This window comes from Kribbella sp. NPDC050459 (assembly GCF_040655315.1).
Classification (GTDB): domain Bacteria; phylum Actinomycetota; class Actinomycetes; order Propionibacteriales; family Kribbellaceae; genus Kribbella.
This window is the reverse complement of sequence record NZ_JBFAJQ010000024.1, coordinates 1-21,309: the sequence shown is the minus strand read 5'-3', so window position 1 is coordinate 21,309 and position 21,309 is coordinate 1. Positions and strand designations below refer to the sequence as shown.

The following is a 21,309-nucleotide window of genomic DNA, read 5'->3' as shown; positions in this document are numbered from 1 at the left end:
CGTTGACTATCCATGAGCATTGAGCGACTCAGGGAGTATGTCGGCGCGGAGACCCCGACCGGTGTCGCGACCGCGCTGAACGCCTTCGCCGACCGGCTGGCGGCGCGCTACGCGGAGCTCGGCGGGACCGTCCGCCGGGTGCCCACGCCGACCGGCGACCACCTGGTGGCCGACTTCCCCGGGCGCGCCGGCGAGGCGCCGCTGCTCTTCCTGGCGCACCACGACACCGTCTGGCCGATCGGGCAGCTGACCGACGCAATGCCGTGGCGCGAGGTGGACGGGATCATCCACGGACCCGGCGTGTTCGACATGAAGGGCGGACTTGTCGTTCTCGAGACCGCGCTGGAGCAGGTCGCCGGCCGCGACCACCGCCCGCTGCGGGTCGTGGTCGTCGCGGACGAGGAGATCGGCTCCCCGTCGGCGCGGGAGCTGGTGACGGCCGAGGCAGCCGGCGTGTACGCCGCTTTCGGCTTCGAGCCGCCGCATCCGAACGGCGACCTGAAGACGTCCCGCTGGGGCAGCACGCGGGTCCGCATCGAGGTCACCGGCCGCGAAGCGCATGCCGCGCTCGACCCGGCCGGCGGTGTGTCCGCGATCGACGAACTCGTCGACCAACTGGTCGCCGTCCGGCGGATCGTCGCCGAGCACGACCAGGTGCTGTGCAATGTCGGCACGATCACCGGCGGCGGCCGCACGAACGTCGTACCGGGCTCGGCGGCGGCCGACATCGGGTTCCGTTTCGTCGATCCGTCGACGGAGGAGTCGGTGCTGGCGGCCGTCACCGCGTTGCAGCCGGTGCGGGACGCTCAGCTGACGGTGCGGGTGATGTCGAACCGGCCGGCCTGGCAACCGTCACCCGCGACCGACGAGCTGCTGGCGCAGGTAGCCGCGGCCGGACGGTCCGTCGGCCAGGAGGTCGGCGGTGCGGCCGCGTCCGGCGCGGCCGACACCAACCTGACCGGATGGTTGGGAATTCCAACGCTGGACGGCCTGGGCCCGCTCGGCAAGGGGGCCCACGCCGTCCACGAACAGATCGTCGCGGCGACCCTGGCCGAGCGCGCCGGCCTGGTCGCCGCGATCATCACCGCACTCTGACGGGCCAGGCCGTTCCGGCCGCTCCCCCACCGCGCCGGGCCGGTTCCGCGGCCGCGAGGATTGCGCCGCCCGGCAAGAACTCCAGCGCCGCGACCGCTCCGATCTCGGAGGCCGAGCTTCCCGGTGCACCGGCAGGCGTGAACGTGTGACCGTACGGCGCGAGCGCCGCGCCGTACCGGTCGATGAACGCCTGCTCCGCGGTCACCGAGGCGGTGTTGCGCTGCGAAGCCCGCGGCGCCGCGATCGCCTCGGGCAGCGTCATGCCGCGGTCGAGCCGGTTCGTCAGGGTCTGCAGGACGGTCGTGATGATCGTCGAGCCGCCCGGTGAGCCGAGCGCGATGTACGGCTGCCCGCCGCGCAGCACGATCGTCGGCGACATCGACGACCGCGGCCGCTTCCCGGCCTCGACCCGGTTCGGGTCCTTCGGGTCCGGTACGGCGGAGAAGTCGGTGAGCTCGTTGTTCAGCAGGAAGCCGCGCCCGGGCACGGTGATTCCGCTGCCGCCGGTCTGCTCGATCGTCAACGTGTACGACACCACGTTGCCCCACTTGTCGGCGGCGACCATGTGCGTCGTCGACCGCCCCTCGGTGTCCGGACGCTCCTCGACCGCACTGCTCTTGCCGCACTTCGAGTAGTCGCCGTCGGGCGAACCTGCCTTGACCGGCTTGGTCGCCGCGTGCTGCGGGTCGATCAGGCAGGACCGCTCGGCCCCGAACCCCTTCGACAACAGCTCCTTCAGCGGTACGTCGACGTACGCCGGGTCACCGACGTACGCGCCGCGATCCGCGAAGGCCAGAGCGGACGCCTCGAGATAGGTGTGCAGCGCCTGCGTCGTCGACATTTGCCGGATGCGCTGCGGCTGCAGGATGTTCAGCGACTCACCGACGGTCGTACCGCCGGAGGACGACGGCGCCATGCCGTAGACGTCGAGCCCGTCGTACCGCACCTTGGTCGGCGCACGGTCGATCGTCTTGTACGCCGCGAGGTCGCTGGTCTGCAGGTAGCCGGGGAAGAACGGCAGCGTGGCGTCCGCGGTCTTCGGCGGGTTCTTGGCGACGGCAGCCATCTCACCGGCCAGCGCTCCGCTGTAGAACGCCGACGGTCCCTGCTGACCGATCAGCTTGTAGGTGGCCGCGAGCTCGGGGTTCTTGAACAGTGCGCCGACCTGCGGCGCATCACCGTTCGGCAGGAACAGCTTGGCGGTCGGGACGACCTGCGCGAAGCGGTCCTTGTTCTCCAGCGTCTGCAGGCGGAACGTCGGGTCGACCACGAAACCACGGTCGGCCAGGTCCGCGGCCGGCTTCAGCGCCTTGCCGAGCGACAGCGAACCCCACTGCTTCAGGGCCCGGTCCCAGGTCGCGAGCGTTCCCGGTACGCCGATCGAGACGCCCGACGTCACGAGCTGCGCGAACGGATACGCCTGGCCGGTCGCGGGGTTGACGAACGCGTTCGACGGCATCGTCGCGGGCGCGGTCTCCCGGCCGTCGATCGTGTACACCTTGTGGGACTTGGCGTTGTAGTACACGAAGTACCCGCCACCGCCGATGCCGGCCGAATACGGCTCGGTGACGCCGAGCGCGGCAGCGGTGGCGACGGCCGCGTCGACGGCGTTGCCACCGCGACGCAGGACGTCGAGACCGATGTTCGTCGCCTCGGGGTCGACGGAGGACACGGCGCCGCCGTACCCGATCGAGGTCGGCTGCCGGGGTGGGGCCTGCGCCCCGGCGGTGGCTGGTGTTGCGGTGAAGGCAGTCAGGATCAGAGTGCCTGCGGACAGGGTTGCGACCAGCTTCTTCACGAACTTCCCCCACACGGACTCGGGGACAGGGACAAGCCCTGCCTATCCCACCTGCGGGTCGCGCGCCACTTGTGGCGCGCCTAGTTGGCGGTGCAGGAGTTCATGAAGCGGCGTAGCACGTCGTCCGGCCACTCGACCGTGCCGGCCGGGAGCTCGACCAGCAGCCACTGGTCGGCGAGCTTCACCTGACCGCTCAGCCGGCCGCCGAGGGTGCCGATGTGGAAGGTCTTGCCGCTCGCGTCGGTCACCCGGACCTGCGACAGGCTGCGGGCCTGCGGCGCGGTCTGCAGGATCACCTTGGCGGCGGCGTCCGCGGTCCGCATCGTCGGCTGGGACAGCACGACCTGGTTGGCCGCGATCGGGGTCTCGGCGCTCCAGCCCTTCGGCGCCAGCGAGCAGGTGATCGTGCTCCAGGGCTGTTTGTTCGCCACCAGTTCGACGACGGACGCGCCGAACATCGACACCGGCTCGCTGCTCTGCGGCGTCACAGGCGGTGCCGTCGAGGGACTCGCGGCCGACGTCTCAGGCTCGACGGTGCCGGCGGTGCCGCCGGCCACTTCATTGCCGCCGCCCCACCACTTCACCTGGTTGCCGATCGCGAGCACGAGGGCCGATGCCGCGGCGACGCACAGCACCCCAGTAACCCGGCGCCGGCGCTTGATCCTGCGCAGCGCGAGCCGGCCACGGCTGACGTCCGCGTCGATATCCGCGTCCGGCAACCCTTCGGCGGCACGGTCCGCGAACCCCTCCAGTAGTCTCTTGACCTCGTCCACTGGGCTCTCAGCTACTCCCCGTCTCTTCCGTCATCAGTTCCTTGAGGCGCTTCAGCGCCTTGGCTGTCTGGCTCTTCACCGTGCCCTCGGTGCAGTCCAGGATCCGCGCACAGCTGGCGACATCGAGATCCTGGAAGTACCGCAGGACCAGGACCGCCCGCTGCCGAGGCGCGAGGTCCAGCAACGCGCCCCGGATGGCGAGGGTGTCCGCCTGGTCCGGTACATCGGTCAGTCGCGGCTCGACCGCCTCCGCGGTCACCACCTCCGGGTGGCGGCCGGCGCGGCGACGCTCGTCCAGGAAGGCGTTGACCAGGATGCGGTGCGCATACGGGCCCGCGCCTTCGTGCTTGATCCGGTGCCAGTGCACGTACACCCGGGTGCAGGCGGTCTGGACCAGATCTTCGGCGGTGTGCACATCCCCCGCGGTGAGCAGCAACGCCGTACGCATCAGCCTCGTGCGGTCCGCGAGCAGGTACTCACGGAACTCGGCCTCACGGTCACCCCCTCGCATCGACGGCCCCAGTGTCGTTGCCCGGGCCTGTTGTCACCTCGACTACGCCGGGGACGGCTTCGCGGTTGCCTTGGGCCACATCAGTTCTACTGAGCACTTCGAGTGCCTTCTCCACCAGGTCGTCGGCGTCGTACGGGAGCCAGGTGATGCGATGGTCCTTACGGAACCACGAGTCCTGCCGGCGCGCGAACCGGCGGGTGGCCTGGGCGGTCCGCTCGCGGGCCTGCGCTTCGTCGATCTCACCGTTCAGCAACGCGATCACCTGCGAATACCCGAGGGCGCGGTTGGCAGTCTTCCCCTCAATCAAACCCTTGTTCAGCAGACCTCGCACCTCGGCCACGAATCCGGCGTCGAACATCCGGTCCACCCGGCGGCCGATCCGCTCGTCGAGAACCGGCCGCGGGACGTCGAGACCGAGCTGGACCGCGCCCTCGTAGACGTAGCGGTGCTCGGGCAGGGTCGCGACGTACGGGCCCTGGGTGATCTCGATGACCTCCAGCGCGCGGACGATCCGGCGGCCGTTGCTGGGCAGGATCTGGTCGGCGGCCTTCGGGTCCCGCCGGCGCAGCTCCGCGTGCAGGGCGCCGGAGCCGTGGGCCTCCAGCTCGGCCTCGAGGCGGGCGCGGACCACCGGGTCGGTGCCGGGGAAGACGAAGTCGTCGAGGATCGCGCGCACGTAGAGCGCCGAGCCGCCGGCCAGCACCGGGACCTTCGAGCGCGCGATGCAGTCGTCGATCGCCTGCCGGGCGAGCGCCTGGAACTCGGCCACGGTCGCCGTCTCGGTCACGTCGAGGATGTCCAGCAGGTGGTGCGGTACGCCGGCGCGCTCCGCGGTGCCGATCTTCGCCGTACCGATGTCCATCCCGCGGTACACCTGCATGGCGTCCGCGTTCACCACCTCGCCGCCCAGGCGTTGCGACAGCGCGACGGCAAGGTCGGATTTCCCGGCCGCGGTGGGACCGACGACCGCGACGACGAGTGGAGCAGACATCGCTCCAGTCTGGCAGCACCGTGATGAAGAGTTCGCCAAGAGGTATGGACCAGCCTTGTGGATGACCCGGAATGTTCGGTAGGAACGCTGCAGTTCGCAACATTTCTACGGGAGGAACGAAGTGACGAATCCGTTCGAGGAAGAGTCGGACGCGGCCAAGGACGCGCTCGGCCTGGGGGACGAGGCGGACAACGTGTCCGCGGCCAAGCGCAGTGGTGGTGACGTCGAGTTCAGCGCCGGCGATGTCGAGCCCGGTGGCGACTCCGGCGGCGACGTGGAGTCCGGCGGGGACGTGGAGTCGGGCGGCGACGTCGAATCCGGCGGTGGCACGACGGACAGCGGCGGCGACGTCGAGTAGTAGCCTGTCCGGCATCGTTTTGGGTACGGCGCTCGCGGAGATCCCACAGTTCCGGCGTTCGGGGTGCGAAGATCACGCTAGCTGTCTGTAAGCACTCAACTACGCAGGAATGGGAGCCCCGAGATGGGCATCTTCGACAAGTTCAAGGGCAAGGCCGAGGACCTGAAGGACAAGGCCACCGACTTGGTCGACAGCCACGGCGACAAGGTCGGTGAAGGTCTGGACAAGGCCGGTGACTTCGTCGACGAGAAGACGGGCGGCAAGTACGGCGACAAGATCGACACGGGCGTCGACAAGGCCAAGGAAGGGTTGGACAACCTGGACGGCCAGAACGACGACATCCCCGATCGGCAGAACCCCGCCTGACGCACACCCACGAAGGGCCGCAAGCACCCCGCTTGCGGCCCTTCGCCGTGTCCGGGAGAGGGTTTGCGCATGGGAGCTCTGCAGTTCACCGTGCTGGGGTGTGCCACGCCGTACCCGGCGGTCGGCAACCCGTGCTCGGGGTATCTGGTCGCCTCCGGCGCCACGCGGATCTGGATGGATGCGGGCAGCGGGACCCTCGGTCCGCTGCAGGAGCACGCGCGGCTCGACGAGCTCGACGCGATCTGGATCTCGCATCTGCACGCGGATCACTGCGCCGACCTGCTGACGGCGTACTACGGGGCGCTGTACGCCGACATCAGCTTGCGTGCGCCGATCCCGCTGTACGGCCCGCCGGGGATCGCGAACCGGCTTGCGGGCTTCCTCACCAACGGTCCGGCCCGGAGCCCGATCGAGTCCGCGTTCGAGGTCATCGAGCTGTACGACGGGCAGGTTGCCGCCGTCGGCTCGGTCCGGCTCACCAGTCGCGCGGTGGAGCACGGCATGCCCGCGTACGCCGTACGTGTCGAGACTGATGGGCGCTCGCTTGTGTACTCCGGTGACAGTGCGCCGTGCGACAGCTTGACCGCGCTGGCGACCGACTGCGACGTACTGCTCTGCGAGGCGGACACCTCCACCGAGGAGCCGGCGCACCACACTCCCGAGCAGGCCGGCGATACGGCAGCCGCGGCACGCGCCAAGCGTCTGATTCTCACGCATATCGGCCGCTCGCTCACGCCGTCTGTCGCAGTTGCGCGCGCGGCCGAGAGGTTTTCGGGGACGATCGAGTCCGCCTCCCCCGGTACGACGTACACCGTCTGACGTTCCGGACGGGGATCGTCCGGATAGCGTCGTACAGTCGGCTGCTGGTGCACGTACTTCCACACGATGCACGACGAGAAGACGTTCGAGGCCGAGAGCAACCGGGACCTCAAGCACCGCCTTGTCCTGGAGGGGCGGGCGCATGCGGCGCTCGTGTTCGACGGGGCGCGGGCGGTCGGGTGGCTCGAGTACGGGACGCCGGCCGAGCTGCCGAACATCTACCACAGCAAGGAGTACGAGGCCGGGCTGGAGCAACTGCCGGACTACCGCCTCACCTGCTTCTTCACCGACCGCAGCTACCGCCGCCGAGGCGTCTCGTCCGTCGCCCTCCAGGGCGCCCTGACCCTGATAGCCCAGTCCGGCGGCGGGCGCGTCGAGGCCTACCCCCAGGACACGGGCGGCAAGAAGATCACCGCCTCCTTCCTCTACAACGGCACCCGCACCCTCTTCGAAAAAGCCGGCTTCACCTACGAGCGCGCCAAGGGCAAGAACCACTGCGTTATGAGCAAGACCGTGACTCCGGGCCACTGAATTTCCGTGGCCGTGCGAAGATCTCTCATGGCGCTGACGAATCCGTGGTTGTCCGGTCCGGCACCGACGAAGAAGCTCCCACCTGACCGGTTGTCCGAGCGGATCCTGAACCTGCTGTCGAGCCAGAACATGTGCGTGCTGGCGACCGCCGGATCAGACGGCCCGCTGGCCACACCGGTGCGGTACTACCACCTGGACTTCGCATTGATGTTCACAGCGTCGCCGCGGTCACCGAAGATGCGGAACCTGGCCGCGGACCCGCGCGTTTCCGTGGGGGTCTTCGCACCACTGGTCGGTGAGGCAAGCAGCCGCGGGGCGCAGATCTTCGGTCGGGCCCAGGTGTTGACACCTGACAGCGATACGTTCGCCGACCACTGGGAGGCCTTCCGATGGCAGTCCGACCACGTCGAGCGTGGAAACCCGGTCGACGAGCCCCCACTCGGCCCGCTCGTCGTCGTCACCCCCGACCGAATCGTCTACACCGAACACTGGCTCCGCCGCGACGGCTACGCACCCCGCCAACACTGGCGCCCTGAGAGCCGGGAGCAGTTCGTTCCCGCTGAACCGACCGACCACGCCGGATCGTCTCGGCCTGCCGTACACCCCTGAGCAGCTGACCCGGCGCGAGGCCGCCGAATCGTGGCGTGTGGTCCTGAAGGGGTACGTCGAGTCGTGGAGAAGGGCTGATCCACGACGGCCACCATCCACGACTCGACCAATTAGGGTGCGGGTATGGATCGGTTTTCGGTGGTGCCGGCGGCTTATGTGATTGTTCGGCGGGGGGACGAGGTGTTGTTGTTGCTGCGGGCCGACACCGGATACATGGATGGGTACTGGGCGGTGCCCGCAGGGCATGTCGAGCGGGGTGAGTCGGTGCTCGCGGCGGCGGTGCGGGAGCTCAAGGAAGAGGTCGGGATCGACGTCGACCCGTCGGACCTCCAGCCGGTGACGGCGATGCACCGGACGGGCGGCAATGGGGATCCGATCGACGAGCGGGTCGACTTCTTCTTCGTGACCGAGAAGTGGAGCGGCGAGCCGCGGCTGATGGAGCCGAACAAGGCGGCCGATCTCGACTGGTATCCGCTGGACGACCTGCCGGATCCCGTGGTCCCGCACGAGGCGCGGGTGCTCGCGTCGTTGACCGGTGACGCGCTTCCCGCCGTGATCGCCCAGGGTTTCGCCTGAGTTCACCGCCGGGCCCCCGCCATGAGGTTCGCTGCGGTGTCAGCGAGCACAGGAGCGTGGGGCGATGAACGAGCGGTACGACGGAACGAGCCGGCGACGGCTCCTGCAGGCGGGCGTACTCGGGGCGGGCGCGATCGCAGCACCCGGCGTCCTGGGTTCCACGACCGCCGCGGCGAGCACCACCAAGATCGACACGGAGCACCCGCGGTTCACGCTGGCGGTCGTGCCCGACACGCAGTACCAGTTCGACCAGGACCGCGGTGACGCCGCACCGCTCACCGCGACGTTCGAGTACCTGATCGACCAGCGCGGCGAGCAGAACATCGTCTTCGTCGCGCATCTCGGCGATGTCGTGGAGAACGCGCTGGCGAGCGAGTTCGCGCAGGCCGACCCGGTGTTCCGGATCCTCGACCGCGCCCGCTTCCCGTACTCGGTACTGGCCGGCAACCACGACATCGACGGCTCGAAGGACGACACCCGCGGCCCGTCGCCGTACCTGGACACGTTCGGCCCGCGGCGCTTCCGGTGGATGCCGACGTACGGCGGGTCGACACCGAACGGCTACAACTCGTACCACGTGTTCCGCGCGGCCGGTCGCCAGTGGTTGCTGCTGGCAATGGACTGGCGGCCGTCGGACGCGAGCTTCGCCTGGGCCCGCGCGGTGATCAAGGCGCACCCGAAGCTGCCGGTGATCCTGACCATCCACGAACTGGTGAACGCCGACCACGGCAACCCGGTCGCATACTTCAGCGACCACGGCAACCGGGTCTGGGACCAGCTCGTCGACGGCAGCGACCAGATCTTCCTCACGCTCAACGGCCACTACTGGCCGCCCGGCCGCGTCACCCGGAAGAATGCCGCCGGCAACGACGTGCACCTGCACATCACGAACTACCAGGACCGGTACTACGGCGGCTCGGGAATGGTCCGGCTCTACCACTTCGACCTGGCCCGGAACACGATCGACGTCGAGACGATCGCGCCGTGGATCCTGGCCCAGGAACCGGCCCGGCGCACCGAGCTCGCCGAGGCGGAGATCGAGCTGAGCGACGACGTCAACCGGTTCAGCGTGCCGATCGACTTCGCGGAGCGGTTCGCCAGGTTCGCGCCGGAGCCGGTCCGTCCGGCGCGTCCGGCCAAGCAGCTCGTCATCCCCGGTACGGCGGCGTACTGGCGCTTCGACGGGCCGGTCGCGGACAAGGTGGCCGACCAGTCCGGTCACGGCAACGACCTGACCCGCGTGCAGCTCAGCACCGACCTGCCGACGGCATCGGTGGAGTACCACCCGGATCAGCCGGGTCATGCGAGCTGGCTGTTCCCGGGCGGCAAGAACCCGGTCCGCGGCGGATACCTGAAGACCGCTGACGACGCCCCGCTGAACGCGATGACGTTCGCGAACGGTTACACGATCGAGGCGTTCGTGAAGCTCGCCGACGACGGGCAGGACCACGCGTGGGAAGGGCTGTTCACGCGGCTCGGCACCGGGCACGACGCGGGCAAGACGGGCAGCGACCCGGACGAGCCGGCCGCGAAGCTCGGGTTCTCGGGCGGTCTGCAGGTGCAGTGGGCGGTGTACCCAGCCGACAAGAACGACACGTTCACCAACTGGGGCCACGAGCAGCGCGCCGGCGAGTGGTTCCATCTGGCGATCGTGAACGACGGCCGGCACAGCGTCGTGTACGTCGACTCCTCAGAGCTGCTCCGCAACCCGTCGACCCCGTCCAACGGTCTCGCCTCCACCGGCAAACCGTGGCTGGTCGGCGCGGGTCACTACGCCAACGCGATCGACCAGGGCTTCGCCGGCCACATCGGCGAACTCCGCATCGTCACCCGCCCCCTCAAGCCCTCACAGTTCCTGAACGCTTGAGCCCCACTACGGCGCGACCCCCTGCACCCACGCCGAACCATTCCAGTAAGCCTGCGAATTGTCGCCGAGTACTACATAACTTCCGGTGGGCCATGCAGTACTCGGCACGGCTCGCACCGGCGCTCCGGCCAGGTTGAGGGCAGCCAATGATTGCGGCATGACGTAGTTCGCAGGTGTGAAACTGCCTGGCGTTCCTGCCGTACCCGTGGGTTGCGGCACGATCGCTTACCCCGCCGCCGCGGTGGCGGTCAGCAGATCTCTTCGCGCATCGGCAGCACCGCTGGACGAGAAATAGAACGCGACGGCGGCGGATGCCAGAGATACGACGGCGCCTGCCAGCAAGAGTTGCAGCTGACCGTCCGGATTGCCGAAGCCCAGAGCCCAGACTGTCAGCAGAACCAGACCGCCGACCAGGATGATGGCGATCACAGGCCTGGTCATGCGGAGATCCGACGCGCGGTCCGGGGCTCTTCTGATGAGGTCGATTCGATGCAGCAGCACCGCGGACACGCCGGCGAGGACGATCAAGGCCACACAGATGATGACGACCCAGGCCAGTGTGCTGGAGTTGACGACCGGAGACTCTGTGCTGGTCGGCGACGGCGTGGCGGTTTGAGCAATCGGCGTGGGATCGGCCGCCGGAAATATCAGAACGGAATAACCTGAACCGAGCATTTGAAATACCCTCCCCCCGGAAAAGCCAGCAAGACTGCGGCAGCTCAAACGCTTGAGCGCATCAGGAGGGCAAGGAAATTGCTTTCACGACTTTATCGCGATGGCACCGAATTTCACAGATGCTGCCGGATCAATTGTTCCTGCTGCGGGAGAAGGGCGAGCTCTGCGGGGGTGAGAGTGCGGTTGTTGCCGCGGGCCCGTAATGCTGCCGGGAGGGCCGAGGTGGGGTCTATCGAGAGGTCCAGGTACGTCGCGAGGGCCTCTCGGAGCAAGAGGGTGAGGTCTTCGTAGCTGGGGTCGAGGGCGACCTGGGCGAAGATGATCGCGGTCATCGCTACGTCGAACTCTGGTGTGCCCTCTTCCGCGTTGCGCCAGTCGATGACGACTGGGCCGTCGGCGGTGGAGATCACGTTCAGCGGATGCAGATCGCCGTGCACGACGACGTGACCCGGCGTACCGCTCGGGGCCGGGATGGCCTGCAGGCGGTGGTGCAGGTCGGCGTGGATCCGGCCGATCTCGACGGCGCTGAGCTCACCCGCCATCGCGGCGTCGCCGAGCGTCGGCCCGTCGAGGCGCTGGATGACCATGTCCGCGCCGTCGACGTCGCGGACCGCGGGCACCGGATACCCGTGCTGCGCGACGTGCCGCATGAAGTCGGCCTCGTCGCGGACCGGGTGACCGTTGCGGTACCGCCGCAGCACCCAGTCGTCGTCGATCGCGTAGATGTCCGCGTCCCGGCCGAACGCGAACGGCTCCGCGTCCGCCGGGAGGTTCATCCGGCCTGGCAGCCGCCCACTGCCGGCTCCATCGGCTTCGCGCCGATCGTCGGCATCCCGAGCATTACGCCCGGTGCGGCGGCCGGTGCGCCCTGCGCCCGCTCCCAGGCGTCCCCGGCGCGGGTCCGGCGGACGGCGCCGAACACGTCCGCGACCAGGTGGTGCGGCGCGGCGTACGTGACCTCGACCGTTGCCATGTCACCCGGTCGCGGCGTCTCGGCGCCCTCCGGTACGGCGAAGTGGACGAGGCGGTTGTCCGCGGCACGACCGCTGAGCCGGTGAGTGGCAGCGTCCTTGCGCCCCTCCCCCTCGGCCACGAGCACCTCGACGGACCGGCCGACGACCAGCTTGTTCTCGGCCCAGGCCATGTCGTCCTGCAGGGCGACCAGCCGCTCGTACCGCTCCTGGACGACGTCGCGCGAGACCTGGTGGTCCATCGACTCGGCCGGCGTCCCGGGACGCTTGGAGTACTGGAAGGTGAACGCCCCCGCGAACCGGGCCTGCCGGACCACGTCGAGCGTGCCCTGGAAGTCCTCCTCGGTCTCCCCCGGGAACCCGACGATGATGTCGGTGGTGATCGCCGCGTCCGGCATCGCCGCGCGCACGTCCTCGATGATCTTCAGGTAGCGGTCCCGCCGGTACGACCGGCGCATCGCCTTCAGGACGGTGTCCGACCCGGATTGCAGCGGCATGTGCAGCGAGGGCATCACGTTCGGCGTCTCGGCCATCGCCTCGATCACGTCCGCGGTGAAGTCGCGCGGGTGCGGCGACGTGAACCGGACGCGCTCCAGCCCGTCGATCTCCCCGCACGCCCGGAGCAGTTTCGAGAACGCGTACCGGTCGCCGAACTCCACGCCGTACGAGTTCACGTTCTGGCCGAGCAGCGTCACCTCGAGCACGCCTTCGCCGACCAGCGCCTCGACCTCGGAGAGGATCTCGCCCGGCCGGCGGTCCTTCTCCCGGCCGCGCAGCGCCGGCACGATGCAGAACGTGCAGGTGTTGTTGCAGCCCACGCTCACCGACACCCAGGCCGAGTACGGCGACTCGCGCCGGGTCGGCAGCGTCGACGGGAACACCTCGAGCGATTCGAGGATCTCGACCTGCGACTCCTGCTCGATCCGGGCCCGCTCCAGCAGCACCGGCAGCGAGCCGATGTTGTGCGTCCCGAAGACCACGTCCACCCACGGCGCCTTGCGCGTGATGGACGCCTTGTCCTTCTGCGCCAGGCAGCCGCCGACGGCGATCTGCATGCCGGGTTTGCGGGCCTTCACCGGCGCCAGGTGACCGAGGTTGCCGTACAGCTTGTTGTCGGCGTTCTCCCGGACCGCGCAGGTGTTGAAGACGACCACGTCGGCCTCGTCGCCCTCGGGCGCGCGGACATAGCCCGCGTCCTCCAGCAGCCCGCGCAGCCGCTCGGAGTCGTGGACATTCATCTGGCACCCGTAGGTGCGGACCTCATAAGTACGCATGACAGCCACCAAGAGTACGTGCCGCGGTAGAGATTTCCCTACCTGGGCCAGCGGGCTGACACCCCTGACCGCCGGTCGCCCGGCGACAATAGTGAGGGGCATGAACAGTTCTCGCCGTCAGTTCCTCGCCCGTACCGCCGCCGGCGCCGTCGTCCTCGCCGGAGGCGCGTTCACCACGACCCCCGCGTTCGCAGTACGCCGTACCGGCATCACCGCGCTCACCGACGTCACCGTCGTCGACGTCGGCACCGGCCGGAAGAACCCGCACCAGACCGTGCTGATCAGCGGCGACCGGATCATCGGCGTCGGGCGGCTCCCGGTGCCGCGCGGGGCCGCGGAGATCCGCCTGAGCGGGAAGTACGTCATCCCGGGCCTCGCCGACATGCACGTCCACAGCCTCGGTGACGAGCGGGTGTCGCCACCTCTCTATCTGGCCAACGGCCTGACCACCGTCCGCGAGATGGCCGGCACGAACCCGATGCTGTACGACTGGCGCGACCGGATCGAGGCGGGCACCCTGCTCGGCCCGCGGATGGTGGTCGCGAGCAACATCATCGACGGCGACCCCACCCTGTGGGACCCGAACCTGATCCAGGTCATCGTCGTCGACGACGCCGCCGCGGCGCGGGCCGCCGTACGGCGGGTGAAGTCCCAGGGCGCCGACTTCGTCAAGGTCTACTCGCGGCTCAGCCGGGAATCCTGGCGCGCGATCGTCGACGAGGCCCGCAAGGTCGGTCTGACCGTCCACGGTCACGGCCCCGACCAGGTCACCTCGAAAGAGGTCAGCAACGCCGGTCAGCGCAGCATCGAGCACATCCACTCGCTCGGCCTGGCGGTCTCGACCCGCGAGGCCGAGGTACGGCGGATGCTGCTCGCGATCACCGTGCCGACCGGCGACTACAACGCCTGGTTCCGGCAACTGCACCCGATCGAGTGGATCGCCGCGAACACCTACAGCCCGGCGCGCGCCGCCGACGTGTTCGGAACGCTCCGCCGCAACCGGACCCGGGTCACGCCGACGCTCACCATGCACAACGTGCTCGACCAGATCGACTACACACAGCTCGACCCGGCGCTCGCGAAGTACCTCAGCGCAGACTCGATCGGCACCTACGACTACGTCATCCAGAACCTGTACGCCGCCAACCGCACCGCCGAGGAGGTCTCCCACCAGCGGCAGATGTGGGCGTGGCGGCAGCGGTTCGTCCGCGAACTGCTCGACCACGACGTACCGATCCTGGCCGGCACCGACACCGGTACGCCGTACTCCGTGCCGGGGTTCGCCCTGCACGACGAGCTCGAGCACCTGGTCGGCGCCGGCGCCACGCCGCGTCAGGCGCTGTACGCCGCCACCGTCGAGCCGGCCAAGTTCCTCGGCCTGAACACGGGCGCGGTCGAGCCACGCAAGATCGCCGACCTCGTCGTACTGGACGCGGATCCGCTCGCCGACATCCGCAACACCCGCCGGATCCACACGGTCGTCACCCGCGGCCGCGTCATCTCCCCCGCCCAGCGCGAGCGGATGCTCGCCGACGTAGAAGCAGCCGTCAAGGAACCGCCCACGACCGCGACTCTCGCCGCCGGCGGCTGCTGCGGCGCCCACCGCCCCGCCTGACACCTGCTTTGTGCACCCACCAACCAAAATCCTCGTCGAGTATTGGTTGGTGGGTGCTCAAAGTCAGGCTGGGCGCGTCACGCGGGTGGCGTGATGCTCCAGATGCCGCGGCCGTGGGTGGCGGCGTACACGTTGCCGTCGGGGCCGGACTCGATGTCCATCACCGTGGTGGTCGGCAGGCCGGTGCCGAGCACCTGCCAGGTGGTCGCGCCCGGCGCCCGGTAGAACGTGGCCAGGTCCGATCCGACCACGAGTGCTCCGTTCGCCAGTTGCTTGACGGCGCTCGTCGGGACGTCCGGCAGGTTCGCCGAGATGTCCGACCAGGTGGCGCCGCCGTCCTTGGTCTCGTAGACGTGGCCGACACCTGCGCCCGGACCCTCGGTGAAGCGGCGCGAGAAGCCGTTCACGGCGACGTACGCGTGCTGCCCGTTGGCCGGGTCGATGCCGACGCCCGCGAGGTACCGGTTCGGGAACTCCGACGGCAAGGTCACCTGGTGCCAGCTGCCGCCGGCGTTGGTGGCCAGACCGCGCGCGAAGCCCGCGTTGTTGCAGGGACCGCACCAACTCACCCAGCCGACGCCGCCGCGCATCGCGACCGCCGTCGCCGAGTGCCCCGCCCCGAGATCGAACGCCTTCGTCCACTCGGACGCGCTGCGCATGCCCCAGCCCTTGGTAGAGGTGTAGACGTACTGACCACCCGCGATGAAGCCGTTCGAGTTCGCCGAGTCGATCGCGATCGGTGCGATGAACCGCGGGCTCGGGTCACCCGGGTCCAGACCCCACGAGCTCGCCTCGGCCTCACTCAGCGCACCCTTGTTCAGCGCGCAGTTGTTGGTGATCTTGACCGCGAGAGCGACGTACTCCTGCAGCTGGTTGCAGCCGTTCTGCGGATCGGCCGCCCCGTCGCCGCCGTCACCGCCGAAGTTGGAGCCCATCTTGGTGTCACTGTTGCTGCCGTTCGGCTGTACGGCGAACAGGTTCGAGACGCCGTTGTCCTGCAAGCCGCCGGACACCACGACGCCGCCGTGCTCGGTGTCCTTGCCGACCGACACCGAGTAGTACTGCAGGGCGTCCATGGTCCCGTCGGTGGTCAGCGACTTCCAGTCGGTGCCGTTCTTGTTCGCGTTGACCTGGCCGTTGACCGGCCGCTGGTAGATGCCGCCGTCGTTGCCGACGAAGACGACCGGCTTGCCGCCCGACGTACCGACCGCGACCGAGTGCTGGTCGGAGTGCGGTGCCATCGGACAGGTGTTCTTCGAGTCGTCGATGTTCCAGCAGGGGAAGCCGAAGTTCCAGTACGGCCCGACGGTGGCCCAGTGCGAGCCGGCGTCGGTCGTCTCGAACACTTCCTCCAGCCCGGCCCAGACGTGGTCGGCGTTGGCCGGATCGACGGTCAGGAACTGGTTGTACCAGGCCTGGACGCCGACCGCGTACCCCTTGCGGTCCAGGGCCGAGCCGCTGTTGTGCAGGATCTGCGGGTCGGCGATCTTGTTCCACGGACCCGACGGACTGCCGGTCTTGGAGACGAAGATGCCGGCCAGGCTCGTGCTGCCGTTGATCTTGCTCGGCTGCTGCACCATCGCGTAGAGACGATCGCCGGTCTTGCTGAACGCGAACGTCGTGTAGCCGACGTCGGTGCTGTTCTTGATACCTCCCAGCACCACGTTGAGCCGCTTCCAGCTCGACGGACCGGCGGTGTAGTCGTTGGTCTCGTAGAACCCGTTGTAGGTGTCACCCGATCGCCAGCCGATCGCGGCGATCACGTGCTTGGGGTTCTTCGGGTCGATCGCGATGTCGTTGACGATGTTCTTGTACGCCGCGTTCGTCGCGCCGCCGGTCTGGCTGCCGGCCGGCACCAGCACGTTGCCGGCGTCGTCCTTGATCTGCGGCATGAAGTCCGGGTTCGGGTAGAAGGCGACCTTCCAGGCGCCGGCGGTCGTCGACGCGTCGTGGTACCAGACGCCGCGGTTGGTCGCCGCGAACACCTGCCCGCCGCCCCAGCGCAGCCGGCCGACGGTGGTCGACTCCAGTTCCTTGCCTCCGACCCGGTCGGACGGCGAGTAGCTGCCGGTGGCGGGATTCGCGAGGCGGTAGACGCCCGATCCGACGTACGACGTTCCGCCGGTGTTCGCCTCGCCGGTCGCGTACCAGAGCGAGCCGTCACCGGCGAGCTGGAGATCACCGCCGCTCAGGGACGGCAAGGTGTCGCTCAGCGGTGTCCAGTTGCCGCCCCCGGTACTGGAGCGCCACACGCCGCCGTTCGCGCCGGCGGCGTACACGTGGTTGGCGTCGTCGGCGGCAAGACCGGTGATCCGGCCGGTGACGTAGCCGGCGCCACCGCTGGAGTTGGAGTACCAGTCGCGGTACCGGGCGTCGTCGGCGTCGTACGGCACCTTGGTGACCTCACGCCACGCACCGGCCGTGTGCGGCAGGGCAGTGAGCTGGGCGAAGGCGGCCGAGTACGCGCCCGGTGCGACGATGCCGCCCGGCGCGGTCCGGGCCTGCTCGAACTCGTCGGCGATCGTGAAGGCTTCCTTCGACTCGCTCTGCATCTCGGCGGGGTTTCCGCCGGCGATCATCAGCGCCTTCTCCATCACGGCGGCGTTGTAGTGCCGCCCGGCCCACTGATGTTTGAGCCACTCTTCCTTCAGCTCGTAGCGGCCGGCGTAGGCGCCGATACCGGCGGCGACGAGGGCGGTTCCCAGCCCGCCGGCGATGACTTGACGGCTGCGTTTGGTCAGCGAGATCCGCATGACGCACTCCGGTGTGGTTCTTGGCGGGTCGCCGTCCCGTGGCGGCGCTCCCGTAGCCCTGGCGTGCGAGGGCCGGAGGGACCATACGTCCACTTCCCGCAGGCGTGGAAGTGATCGTCCTCCGACCATCAGTTACATAGGGAAAACATGCATTTCGGCGATCCGTGACGACCTTGGCACGGAGCGTGCCTTTATTGCAGATCGTTACCACCGTGGTACCACCCAGCGCTGCGACCGGGCCCCCCGCTCCGCTAGGTTCTGGCCATGAGCGATTCCGACACGCTGACGCAAACCGGTCTGGTCGCGCTGACCGGCGTCAACAAGCATTTCGGCGAACTGCACGTCCTGAAGGACATCAACCTGTCCATCGACCAGGGCGAGGTCGTCGTGGTGATCGGCCCGTCGGGGTCCGGCAAGTCGACGCTCTGCCGCGCGATCAACCGGCTGGAGCCGATCGACTCCGGCAGCATCACGCTCGACGGGCAGCCGCTGCCCAGCGAGGGCAAGGAGCTGGCCAAGCTGCGCGCGGACGTCGGCATGGTCTTCCAGTCCTTCAACCTGTTCGCGCACAAGACGATCCTGCAGAACGTCACCCTCGGTCCCTGCAAGGTCCGCAAGACCGACCCGAAGCAGGCCGAGAAGCGGGCGATGGAGCTGCTGGAGCGGGTGGGGGTGGCCTCGCAGGCCGCGAAATACCCGGCCCAGCTGTCCGGCGGCCAGCAGCAGCGCGTCGCGATCGCGCGGGCCCTGGCCATGGACCCGAAGGTGATCCTCTTCGACGAGCCCACCTCGGCGCTCGACCCGGAGATGATCCAGGAGGTCCTCGAGGTGATGATCGACCTCGCCAAGCAGGGCATGACGATGGTCGTCGTCACGCACGAGATGGGCTTCGCCCGGACCGCGGCGAACCGGGTGGTGTTCATGGCCGACGGCGAGATCGTCGAGCAGGCCGACCCGGAGACCTTCTTCACGAACCCGACCTCGAGGCGGGCCCAGGACTTCCTCGGCAAGATCCTGAAGCACTGATCCGGCAGTCACACCGCCCGCGGGCTGTACCAGCAACGAAACGAAGGGGAACCTGATCATGAGAATGCGCACCCTCGTCGCCACGTTCGGCGTCGCAGCGCTCGCGCTGACCGCCGCCGCGTGTGGCAAGGACGAGCCGAGCGCCGCCGGCGGCGACAGTGGCGGCAAGGCGTCCGACTCCTGCGGCGAGCTGCACAAGTTCACCGCCGCGAGCGGCGTGGACGTGGCCGGCAGCCAGACCTTCAGCAAGGCCAAGTCCCGCGGCAACCTGATCGTCGGCGTCAAGGCCGACCAGCCGAACCTCGGCTACAAGGACGCCGACGGCAAGCGCTGCGGGTTCGACATCGAGGTGGCCCGGATGGTGTCGGCCGGCCTCGGCATGGACCCCGACAAGATCGAGTACAAGGAGATCCCGTCGGCGAACCGCGAGACCGCGATCGCCGGTGGTGAGATCGACTACTACGTCGGCACCTACTCGATCACCGACAAGCGCAAGAAGCAGGTCTCGTTCGCCGGCCCGTACTTCATCGCCGGTCAGGACCTGCTGGTCCGCAAGGACGACACCTCGATGGACGCCGGCAAGACCGCCCTGAAGGGCAAGAAGGTCTGCTCCGCGACCGGTTCGACCCCGATCCAGCGGGTCAAGGACGAGAACCTGACCGAGGCGAGCAACATCTCCGAGTTCAAGACCTACTCGGAGTGCGTCTCCCAGCTGCTGGACAAGAAGGTCGACACGGTCACCACCGACGACGCGATCCTCAAGGGGTACGCCGCCACGGCGCCCGACGAGCTCCGCGTGGTCGGCAAGCCGTTCAGCACCGAGAAGTACGGCATCGGCCTGCCGCTGGCCGACAAGGCGCTGCGGGACAAGGTGAACTCGATCCTCGAGACCTCGGCCTCCGACGGCACCTGGAAGGCGATCTACGACGAGACGCTCGGCAAGTCGGGCTCCGACTCGACCCCGCCGCCGCTCGAGAAGTACTGACCCAACAGCCGGCCGCGGTGTCCGCAACGGGCGCCGCGGCCGGACTCTGTTCCTGAAGGCAAGAGGAAGGTCGCGATGTTCTCGGTCCTCACCGACAACTGGCCGCTGTTCCGGGACGGCTTCTGGCTGACGATCCGCCTGTTCGTGGTGTCCGGCGTGCTCAGTCTGGTGTTTGGCACGATCCTGGGAGCGTTCCGGGTCTCCCCGGTGCCGGCCCTGCGCGGTATCGGCACCGGCTACGTGAATGTCCTGCGGAACACTCCGCTGACGCTGGTCTTCGCGTTCCTGTTCTTCGGCGCCGCCAAGATGCAGCTGGCGCTGCCGAGCCCGTTCTGGACCGGCGTCGGCGCGCTGACGATCTACACCTCGGCGTTCGTCTGCGAGGTGGTCCGGTCCGGCGTCAACACGATCGCCCCCGGCCAGGCCGAGGCGGCGCGCGCGATCGGCATGTCGTTCAACCAGGTGCTCTCGATCGTCGTCCTGCCGCAGGCGTTCCGCGCGATCATCCCGCCGCTGATGAGCGTGTTCATCGCGTTGCTGAAGAACACCACGATCGCGGCCGGGTTCTCGGTCGCGGAGGCCGGCTCGATCCCGGCCGCGATGTCCGAGCGCGGTGAGAACCAGCTGCTCACGCTGCTGTGGATCACGATCGGGTTCCTGATCCTGATCGTGCCGCTGATCTTCCTGCAACGATGGGCCGAACGACGGACGGCGGTGGCCTGATGAGCACAGTTCTGTACGAGACTCCCGGGCCGCGGGCGAAGGCCCGCAACCGCATCACCAACATCCTGGTCCTGGTCGTGCTGGTCGGCGCGCTCGCGTGGCTGATCAACCGGATGTACCAGAACGGCCAGTTCGAGGGCAGGCTCTGGCGGCAGTTCCAGTACTCGTCGATCCAGCAGCAGCTGCTGGACGGCCTGCTGAACACGCTGCGGGCGGCCGGTCTCGCGGCGGTGCTCGCGCTGCTGTTCGGCGCGGTCTTCGCGGCGGCGCGGATCAGCGACCACAAGTGGATCCGGACCCCGGCGACGCTGATCGTCGAGCTGTTCCGCGCGGTCCCGCTGCTGATCCTGATGTTCTACTTCTACTTCGGCAACATCCAGTTCCAGCTCGGGCTCAGCCCGTTCTGGGCGGTCGTGTTCGGCCTGACGCTCTACAACGGCTCGGTGCTCGCGGAGATCTTCCGCGCCGGTATCGCCGCCGTACCGAAGGGCCAGCGCGAGGCGGCGTACGCGCTCGGGCTGCGGAAGAACCAGGTGGTCCGGCTGGTGCTGTTGCCGCAGGCAATCAGCGCGATGCTGCCGGCGATCGTCAGCCAGCTGGTCGTGCTGCTGAAGGACACCGCGCTCGGCTTCATCATCACCTACGCCGAACTGCTGTACGTCGCGAAGCAGATGGGCGGCCGGTTGACGTACGGCTTCCCGTACATCCCGACGTACATCGTCGTCGCGCTGATCTACATCGGGCTGTGTTCGCTGCTGTCCCTGCTTGCCCGCTACCTCGAGGGCCGTTCCCGGCGGCGCCGCAAGATCACCGGCGCCCCGCCGCCGATGACCGAGGCACCTGACGCCGCCAGCACTCTGGACGCCGACGACAAGATCTGACCGAAGGCCCCTCCCCACGGCGGTTTCAAGGGGTCGTCGCAACACCGCCTTGGTTTCTAGGTGGTGAGTAGATCACGTAAGCGCTCGGCTGGGGTGTCCCAGCCGAGCGTTT

The 21,309-nt window shown here is 68.6% G+C and carries 21 protein-coding genes; 13 read left to right on the top strand and 8 right to left on the bottom strand.

From position 1 onward, the window contains the following. Positions 1-12 precede the first annotated feature (12 nt). Complete coding sequence (locus AB0I12_RS41960) at positions 13-1,095, top strand: M20/M25/M40 family metallo-hydrolase (protein ID WP_359941901.1); 1,083 nt, start codon at positions 13-15, stop codon at positions 1,093-1,095. Here the strand turns inward: AB0I12_RS41960 and ggt are convergent. The 4 genes from ggt to miaA all read right to left on the bottom strand — a co-directional run bounded on the left by ggt (position 1,082) and on the right by miaA (position 5,168). Then, on the bottom strand, positions 1,082-2,893 hold the full coding sequence (gene ggt / locus AB0I12_RS41955) for a gamma-glutamyltransferase (protein WP_359941898.1): 1,812 nt from the start codon (positions 2,891-2,893) through the stop codon (positions 1,082-1,084). The two genes, AB0I12_RS41960 and ggt, sit on opposite strands and share 14 nt — an antisense overlap. Before the next feature lie 80 nt (positions 2,894-2,973). After that, positions 2,974-3,666, bottom strand: coding sequence for a hypothetical protein (locus tag AB0I12_RS41950; protein WP_359941895.1), 693 nt, complete (start codon positions 3,664-3,666; stop codon positions 2,974-2,976). Positions 3,667-3,673: 7 nt separating this feature from the next. Then, complete coding sequence (locus AB0I12_RS41945; protein ID WP_359941892.1) at positions 3,674-4,177, bottom strand: SigE family RNA polymerase sigma factor; 504 nt, start codon at positions 4,175-4,177, stop codon at positions 3,674-3,676. After that, positions 4,164-5,168, bottom strand: a complete 1,005-nt coding sequence (gene miaA / locus AB0I12_RS41940) for a tRNA (adenosine(37)-N6)-dimethylallyltransferase MiaA (RefSeq protein WP_359941889.1) — start codon at positions 5,166-5,168, stop codon at positions 4,164-4,166. Before miaA ends, AB0I12_RS41945 begins: the two co-directional genes overlap by 14 nt. A 121-nt stretch (positions 5,169-5,289) precedes the next feature. On the opposite strand from miaA, the gene AB0I12_RS41935 reads away from it, so the two are divergent. From AB0I12_RS41935 to AB0I12_RS41905, 7 genes are all read left to right on the top strand, one after another. Further along, entirely contained in the window at positions 5,290-5,526 is a 237-nt protein-coding gene (locus AB0I12_RS41935; RefSeq protein WP_355699310.1) for a hypothetical protein, read from the top strand. 123 nt (positions 5,527-5,649) lie between these two features. After that, on the top strand, positions 5,650-5,892 hold the full coding sequence (locus AB0I12_RS41930) for an antitoxin (protein WP_355483677.1): 243 nt from the start codon (positions 5,650-5,652) through the stop codon (positions 5,890-5,892). A 69-nt stretch (positions 5,893-5,961) separates the two neighbouring features. Further along, on the top strand, positions 5,962-6,711 hold the full coding sequence (locus AB0I12_RS41925) for an MBL fold metallo-hydrolase (RefSeq protein ID WP_359941885.1): 750 nt from the start codon (positions 5,962-5,964) through the stop codon (positions 6,709-6,711). Positions 6,712-6,777: 66 nt separating this feature from the next. Beyond that, positions 6,778-7,242: a GNAT family N-acetyltransferase gene (locus AB0I12_RS41920; protein ID WP_359941882.1), complete on the top strand. Its 465-nt coding sequence runs from the start codon at positions 6,778-6,780 to the stop codon at positions 7,240-7,242. Between the two features lie 27 nt (positions 7,243-7,269). Continuing rightward, a complete protein-coding gene (locus tag AB0I12_RS41915; RefSeq protein WP_359941879.1) occupies positions 7,270-7,851 on the top strand; it encodes a pyridoxamine 5'-phosphate oxidase family protein in 582 nt (193 codons plus the stop codon). Positions 7,852-7,974: 123 nt separating this feature from the next. Further along, the gene (locus tag AB0I12_RS41910) at positions 7,975-8,427 is read left to right on the top strand and encodes an NUDIX domain-containing protein (RefSeq protein WP_359941876.1); all 453 of its coding nucleotides are present in this window, start codon (positions 7,975-7,977) and stop codon (positions 8,425-8,427) included. 64 nt (positions 8,428-8,491) lie between these two features. Further along, positions 8,492-10,294 (top strand): LamG-like jellyroll fold domain-containing protein, encoded by a 1,803-nt coding sequence (locus tag AB0I12_RS41905; protein ID WP_359941873.1) that lies wholly within the window; start codon positions 8,492-8,494, stop codon positions 10,292-10,294. Between the two features lie 225 nt (positions 10,295-10,519). Here the strand turns inward: AB0I12_RS41905 and AB0I12_RS41900 are convergent, their stop codons facing one another. The 3 genes from AB0I12_RS41900 to miaB all read right to left on the bottom strand — a co-directional run bounded on the left by AB0I12_RS41900 (position 10,520) and on the right by miaB (position 13,214). After that, positions 10,520-10,969 (bottom strand): hypothetical protein, encoded by a 450-nt coding sequence (locus AB0I12_RS41900; protein WP_359941871.1) that lies wholly within the window; start codon positions 10,967-10,969, stop codon positions 10,520-10,522. 113 nt (positions 10,970-11,082) lie between these two features. Further along, positions 11,083-11,745 (bottom strand): phosphotransferase, encoded by a 663-nt coding sequence (locus AB0I12_RS41895; protein WP_359941868.1) that lies wholly within the window; start codon positions 11,743-11,745, stop codon positions 11,083-11,085. After that, positions 11,742-13,214 carry a tRNA (N6-isopentenyl adenosine(37)-C2)-methylthiotransferase MiaB gene (miaB, locus tag AB0I12_RS41890; RefSeq protein ID WP_359941865.1) on the bottom strand — a complete coding sequence of 491 codons (1,473 nt, stop codon included), beginning with the start codon at positions 13,212-13,214 and terminating at the stop codon, positions 11,742-11,744. The genes AB0I12_RS41895 and miaB overlap by 4 nt, the downstream gene beginning before the upstream one ends. Before the next feature lie 100 nt (positions 13,215-13,314). On the opposite strand from miaB, the gene AB0I12_RS41885 reads away from it, so the two are divergent. Next, positions 13,315-14,829, top strand: a complete 1,515-nt coding sequence (locus tag AB0I12_RS41885) for an amidohydrolase family protein (protein WP_359941862.1) — start codon at positions 13,315-13,317, stop codon at positions 14,827-14,829. A 77-nt stretch (positions 14,830-14,906) separates the two neighbouring features. Here the strand turns inward: AB0I12_RS41885 and AB0I12_RS41880 are convergent, their stop codons facing one another. After that, positions 14,907-17,582 (bottom strand): hypothetical protein, encoded by a 2,676-nt coding sequence (locus AB0I12_RS41880; RefSeq protein WP_359941859.1) that lies wholly within the window; start codon positions 17,580-17,582, stop codon positions 14,907-14,909. Positions 17,583-17,879: 297 nt separating this feature from the next. On the opposite strand from AB0I12_RS41880, the gene AB0I12_RS41875 reads away from it, so the two are divergent. From AB0I12_RS41875 to AB0I12_RS41860, 4 genes are all read left to right on the top strand, one after another. Next, entirely contained in the window at positions 17,880-18,608 is a 729-nt protein-coding gene (locus AB0I12_RS41875; RefSeq protein WP_359942009.1) for an amino acid ABC transporter ATP-binding protein, read from the top strand. Between the two features lie 58 nt (positions 18,609-18,666). After that, positions 18,667-19,593: a glutamate ABC transporter substrate-binding protein gene (locus AB0I12_RS41870; RefSeq protein ID WP_359941856.1), complete on the top strand. Its 927-nt coding sequence runs from the start codon at positions 18,667-18,669 to the stop codon at positions 19,591-19,593. Positions 19,594-19,668: 75 nt separating this feature from the next. After that, positions 19,669-20,316, top strand: coding sequence for an amino acid ABC transporter permease (locus AB0I12_RS41865; RefSeq protein ID WP_355483657.1), 648 nt, complete (start codon positions 19,669-19,671; stop codon positions 20,314-20,316). Next, positions 20,316-21,197: an amino acid ABC transporter permease gene (locus tag AB0I12_RS41860; protein ID WP_359941853.1), complete on the top strand. Its 882-nt coding sequence runs from the start codon at positions 20,316-20,318 to the stop codon at positions 21,195-21,197. Before AB0I12_RS41865 ends, AB0I12_RS41860 begins: the two co-directional genes overlap by 1 nt. Positions 21,198-21,309 lie beyond the last annotated feature (112 nt).

What these genes read in the sequence shown, in the direction of transcription:
- AB0I12_RS41910 (WP_359941876.1), top strand. Translation starts at nt 7,975, where the DNA reads ATGGATCGGTTTTCGGTGGTGCCGGCGGCTTATGTGATTGTTCGGCGG.
- AB0I12_RS41860 (WP_359941853.1), top strand. Translation starts at nt 20,316, where the DNA reads ATGAGCACAGTTCTGTACGAGACTCCCGGGCCGCGGGCGAAGGCCCGC.
- AB0I12_RS41915 (WP_359941879.1), top strand. Translation starts at nt 7,270, where the DNA reads ATGGCGCTGACGAATCCGTGGTTGTCCGGTCCGGCACCGACGAAGAAG.
- miaA (WP_359941889.1), bottom strand. Translation starts at nt 5,168, where the DNA reads ATGTCTGCTCCACTCGTCGTCGCGGTCGTCGGTCCCACCGCGGCCGGG.
- AB0I12_RS41905 (WP_359941873.1), top strand. Translation starts at nt 8,492, where the DNA reads ATGAACGAGCGGTACGACGGAACGAGCCGGCGACGGCTCCTGCAGGCG.
- AB0I12_RS41925 (WP_359941885.1), top strand. Translation starts at nt 5,962, where the DNA reads ATGGGAGCTCTGCAGTTCACCGTGCTGGGGTGTGCCACGCCGTACCCG.
- AB0I12_RS41895 (WP_359941868.1), bottom strand. Translation starts at nt 11,745, where the DNA reads ATGAACCTCCCGGCGGACGCGGAGCCGTTCGCGTTCGGCCGGGACGCG.
- miaB (WP_359941865.1), bottom strand. Translation starts at nt 13,214, where the DNA reads ATGCGTACTTATGAGGTCCGCACCTACGGGTGCCAGATGAATGTCCAC.
- AB0I12_RS41870 (WP_359941856.1), top strand. Translation starts at nt 18,667, where the DNA reads ATGAGAATGCGCACCCTCGTCGCCACGTTCGGCGTCGCAGCGCTCGCG.
- AB0I12_RS41945 (WP_359941892.1), bottom strand. Translation starts at nt 4,177, where the DNA reads ATGCGAGGGGGTGACCGTGAGGCCGAGTTCCGTGAGTACCTGCTCGCG.
- AB0I12_RS41920 (WP_359941882.1), top strand. Translation starts at nt 6,778, where the DNA reads ATGCACGACGAGAAGACGTTCGAGGCCGAGAGCAACCGGGACCTCAAG.
- AB0I12_RS41885 (WP_359941862.1), top strand. Translation starts at nt 13,315, where the DNA reads ATGAACAGTTCTCGCCGTCAGTTCCTCGCCCGTACCGCCGCCGGCGCC.
- AB0I12_RS41930 (WP_355483677.1), top strand. Translation starts at nt 5,650, where the DNA reads ATGGGCATCTTCGACAAGTTCAAGGGCAAGGCCGAGGACCTGAAGGAC.
- AB0I12_RS41865 (WP_355483657.1), top strand. Translation starts at nt 19,669, where the DNA reads ATGTTCTCGGTCCTCACCGACAACTGGCCGCTGTTCCGGGACGGCTTC.
- AB0I12_RS41880 (WP_359941859.1), bottom strand. Translation starts at nt 17,582, where the DNA reads ATGCGGATCTCGCTGACCAAACGCAGCCGTCAAGTCATCGCCGGCGGG.
- AB0I12_RS41900 (WP_359941871.1), bottom strand. Translation starts at nt 10,969, where the DNA reads ATGCTCGGTTCAGGTTATTCCGTTCTGATATTTCCGGCGGCCGATCCC.
- AB0I12_RS41960 (WP_359941901.1), top strand. Translation starts at nt 13, where the DNA reads ATGAGCATTGAGCGACTCAGGGAGTATGTCGGCGCGGAGACCCCGACC.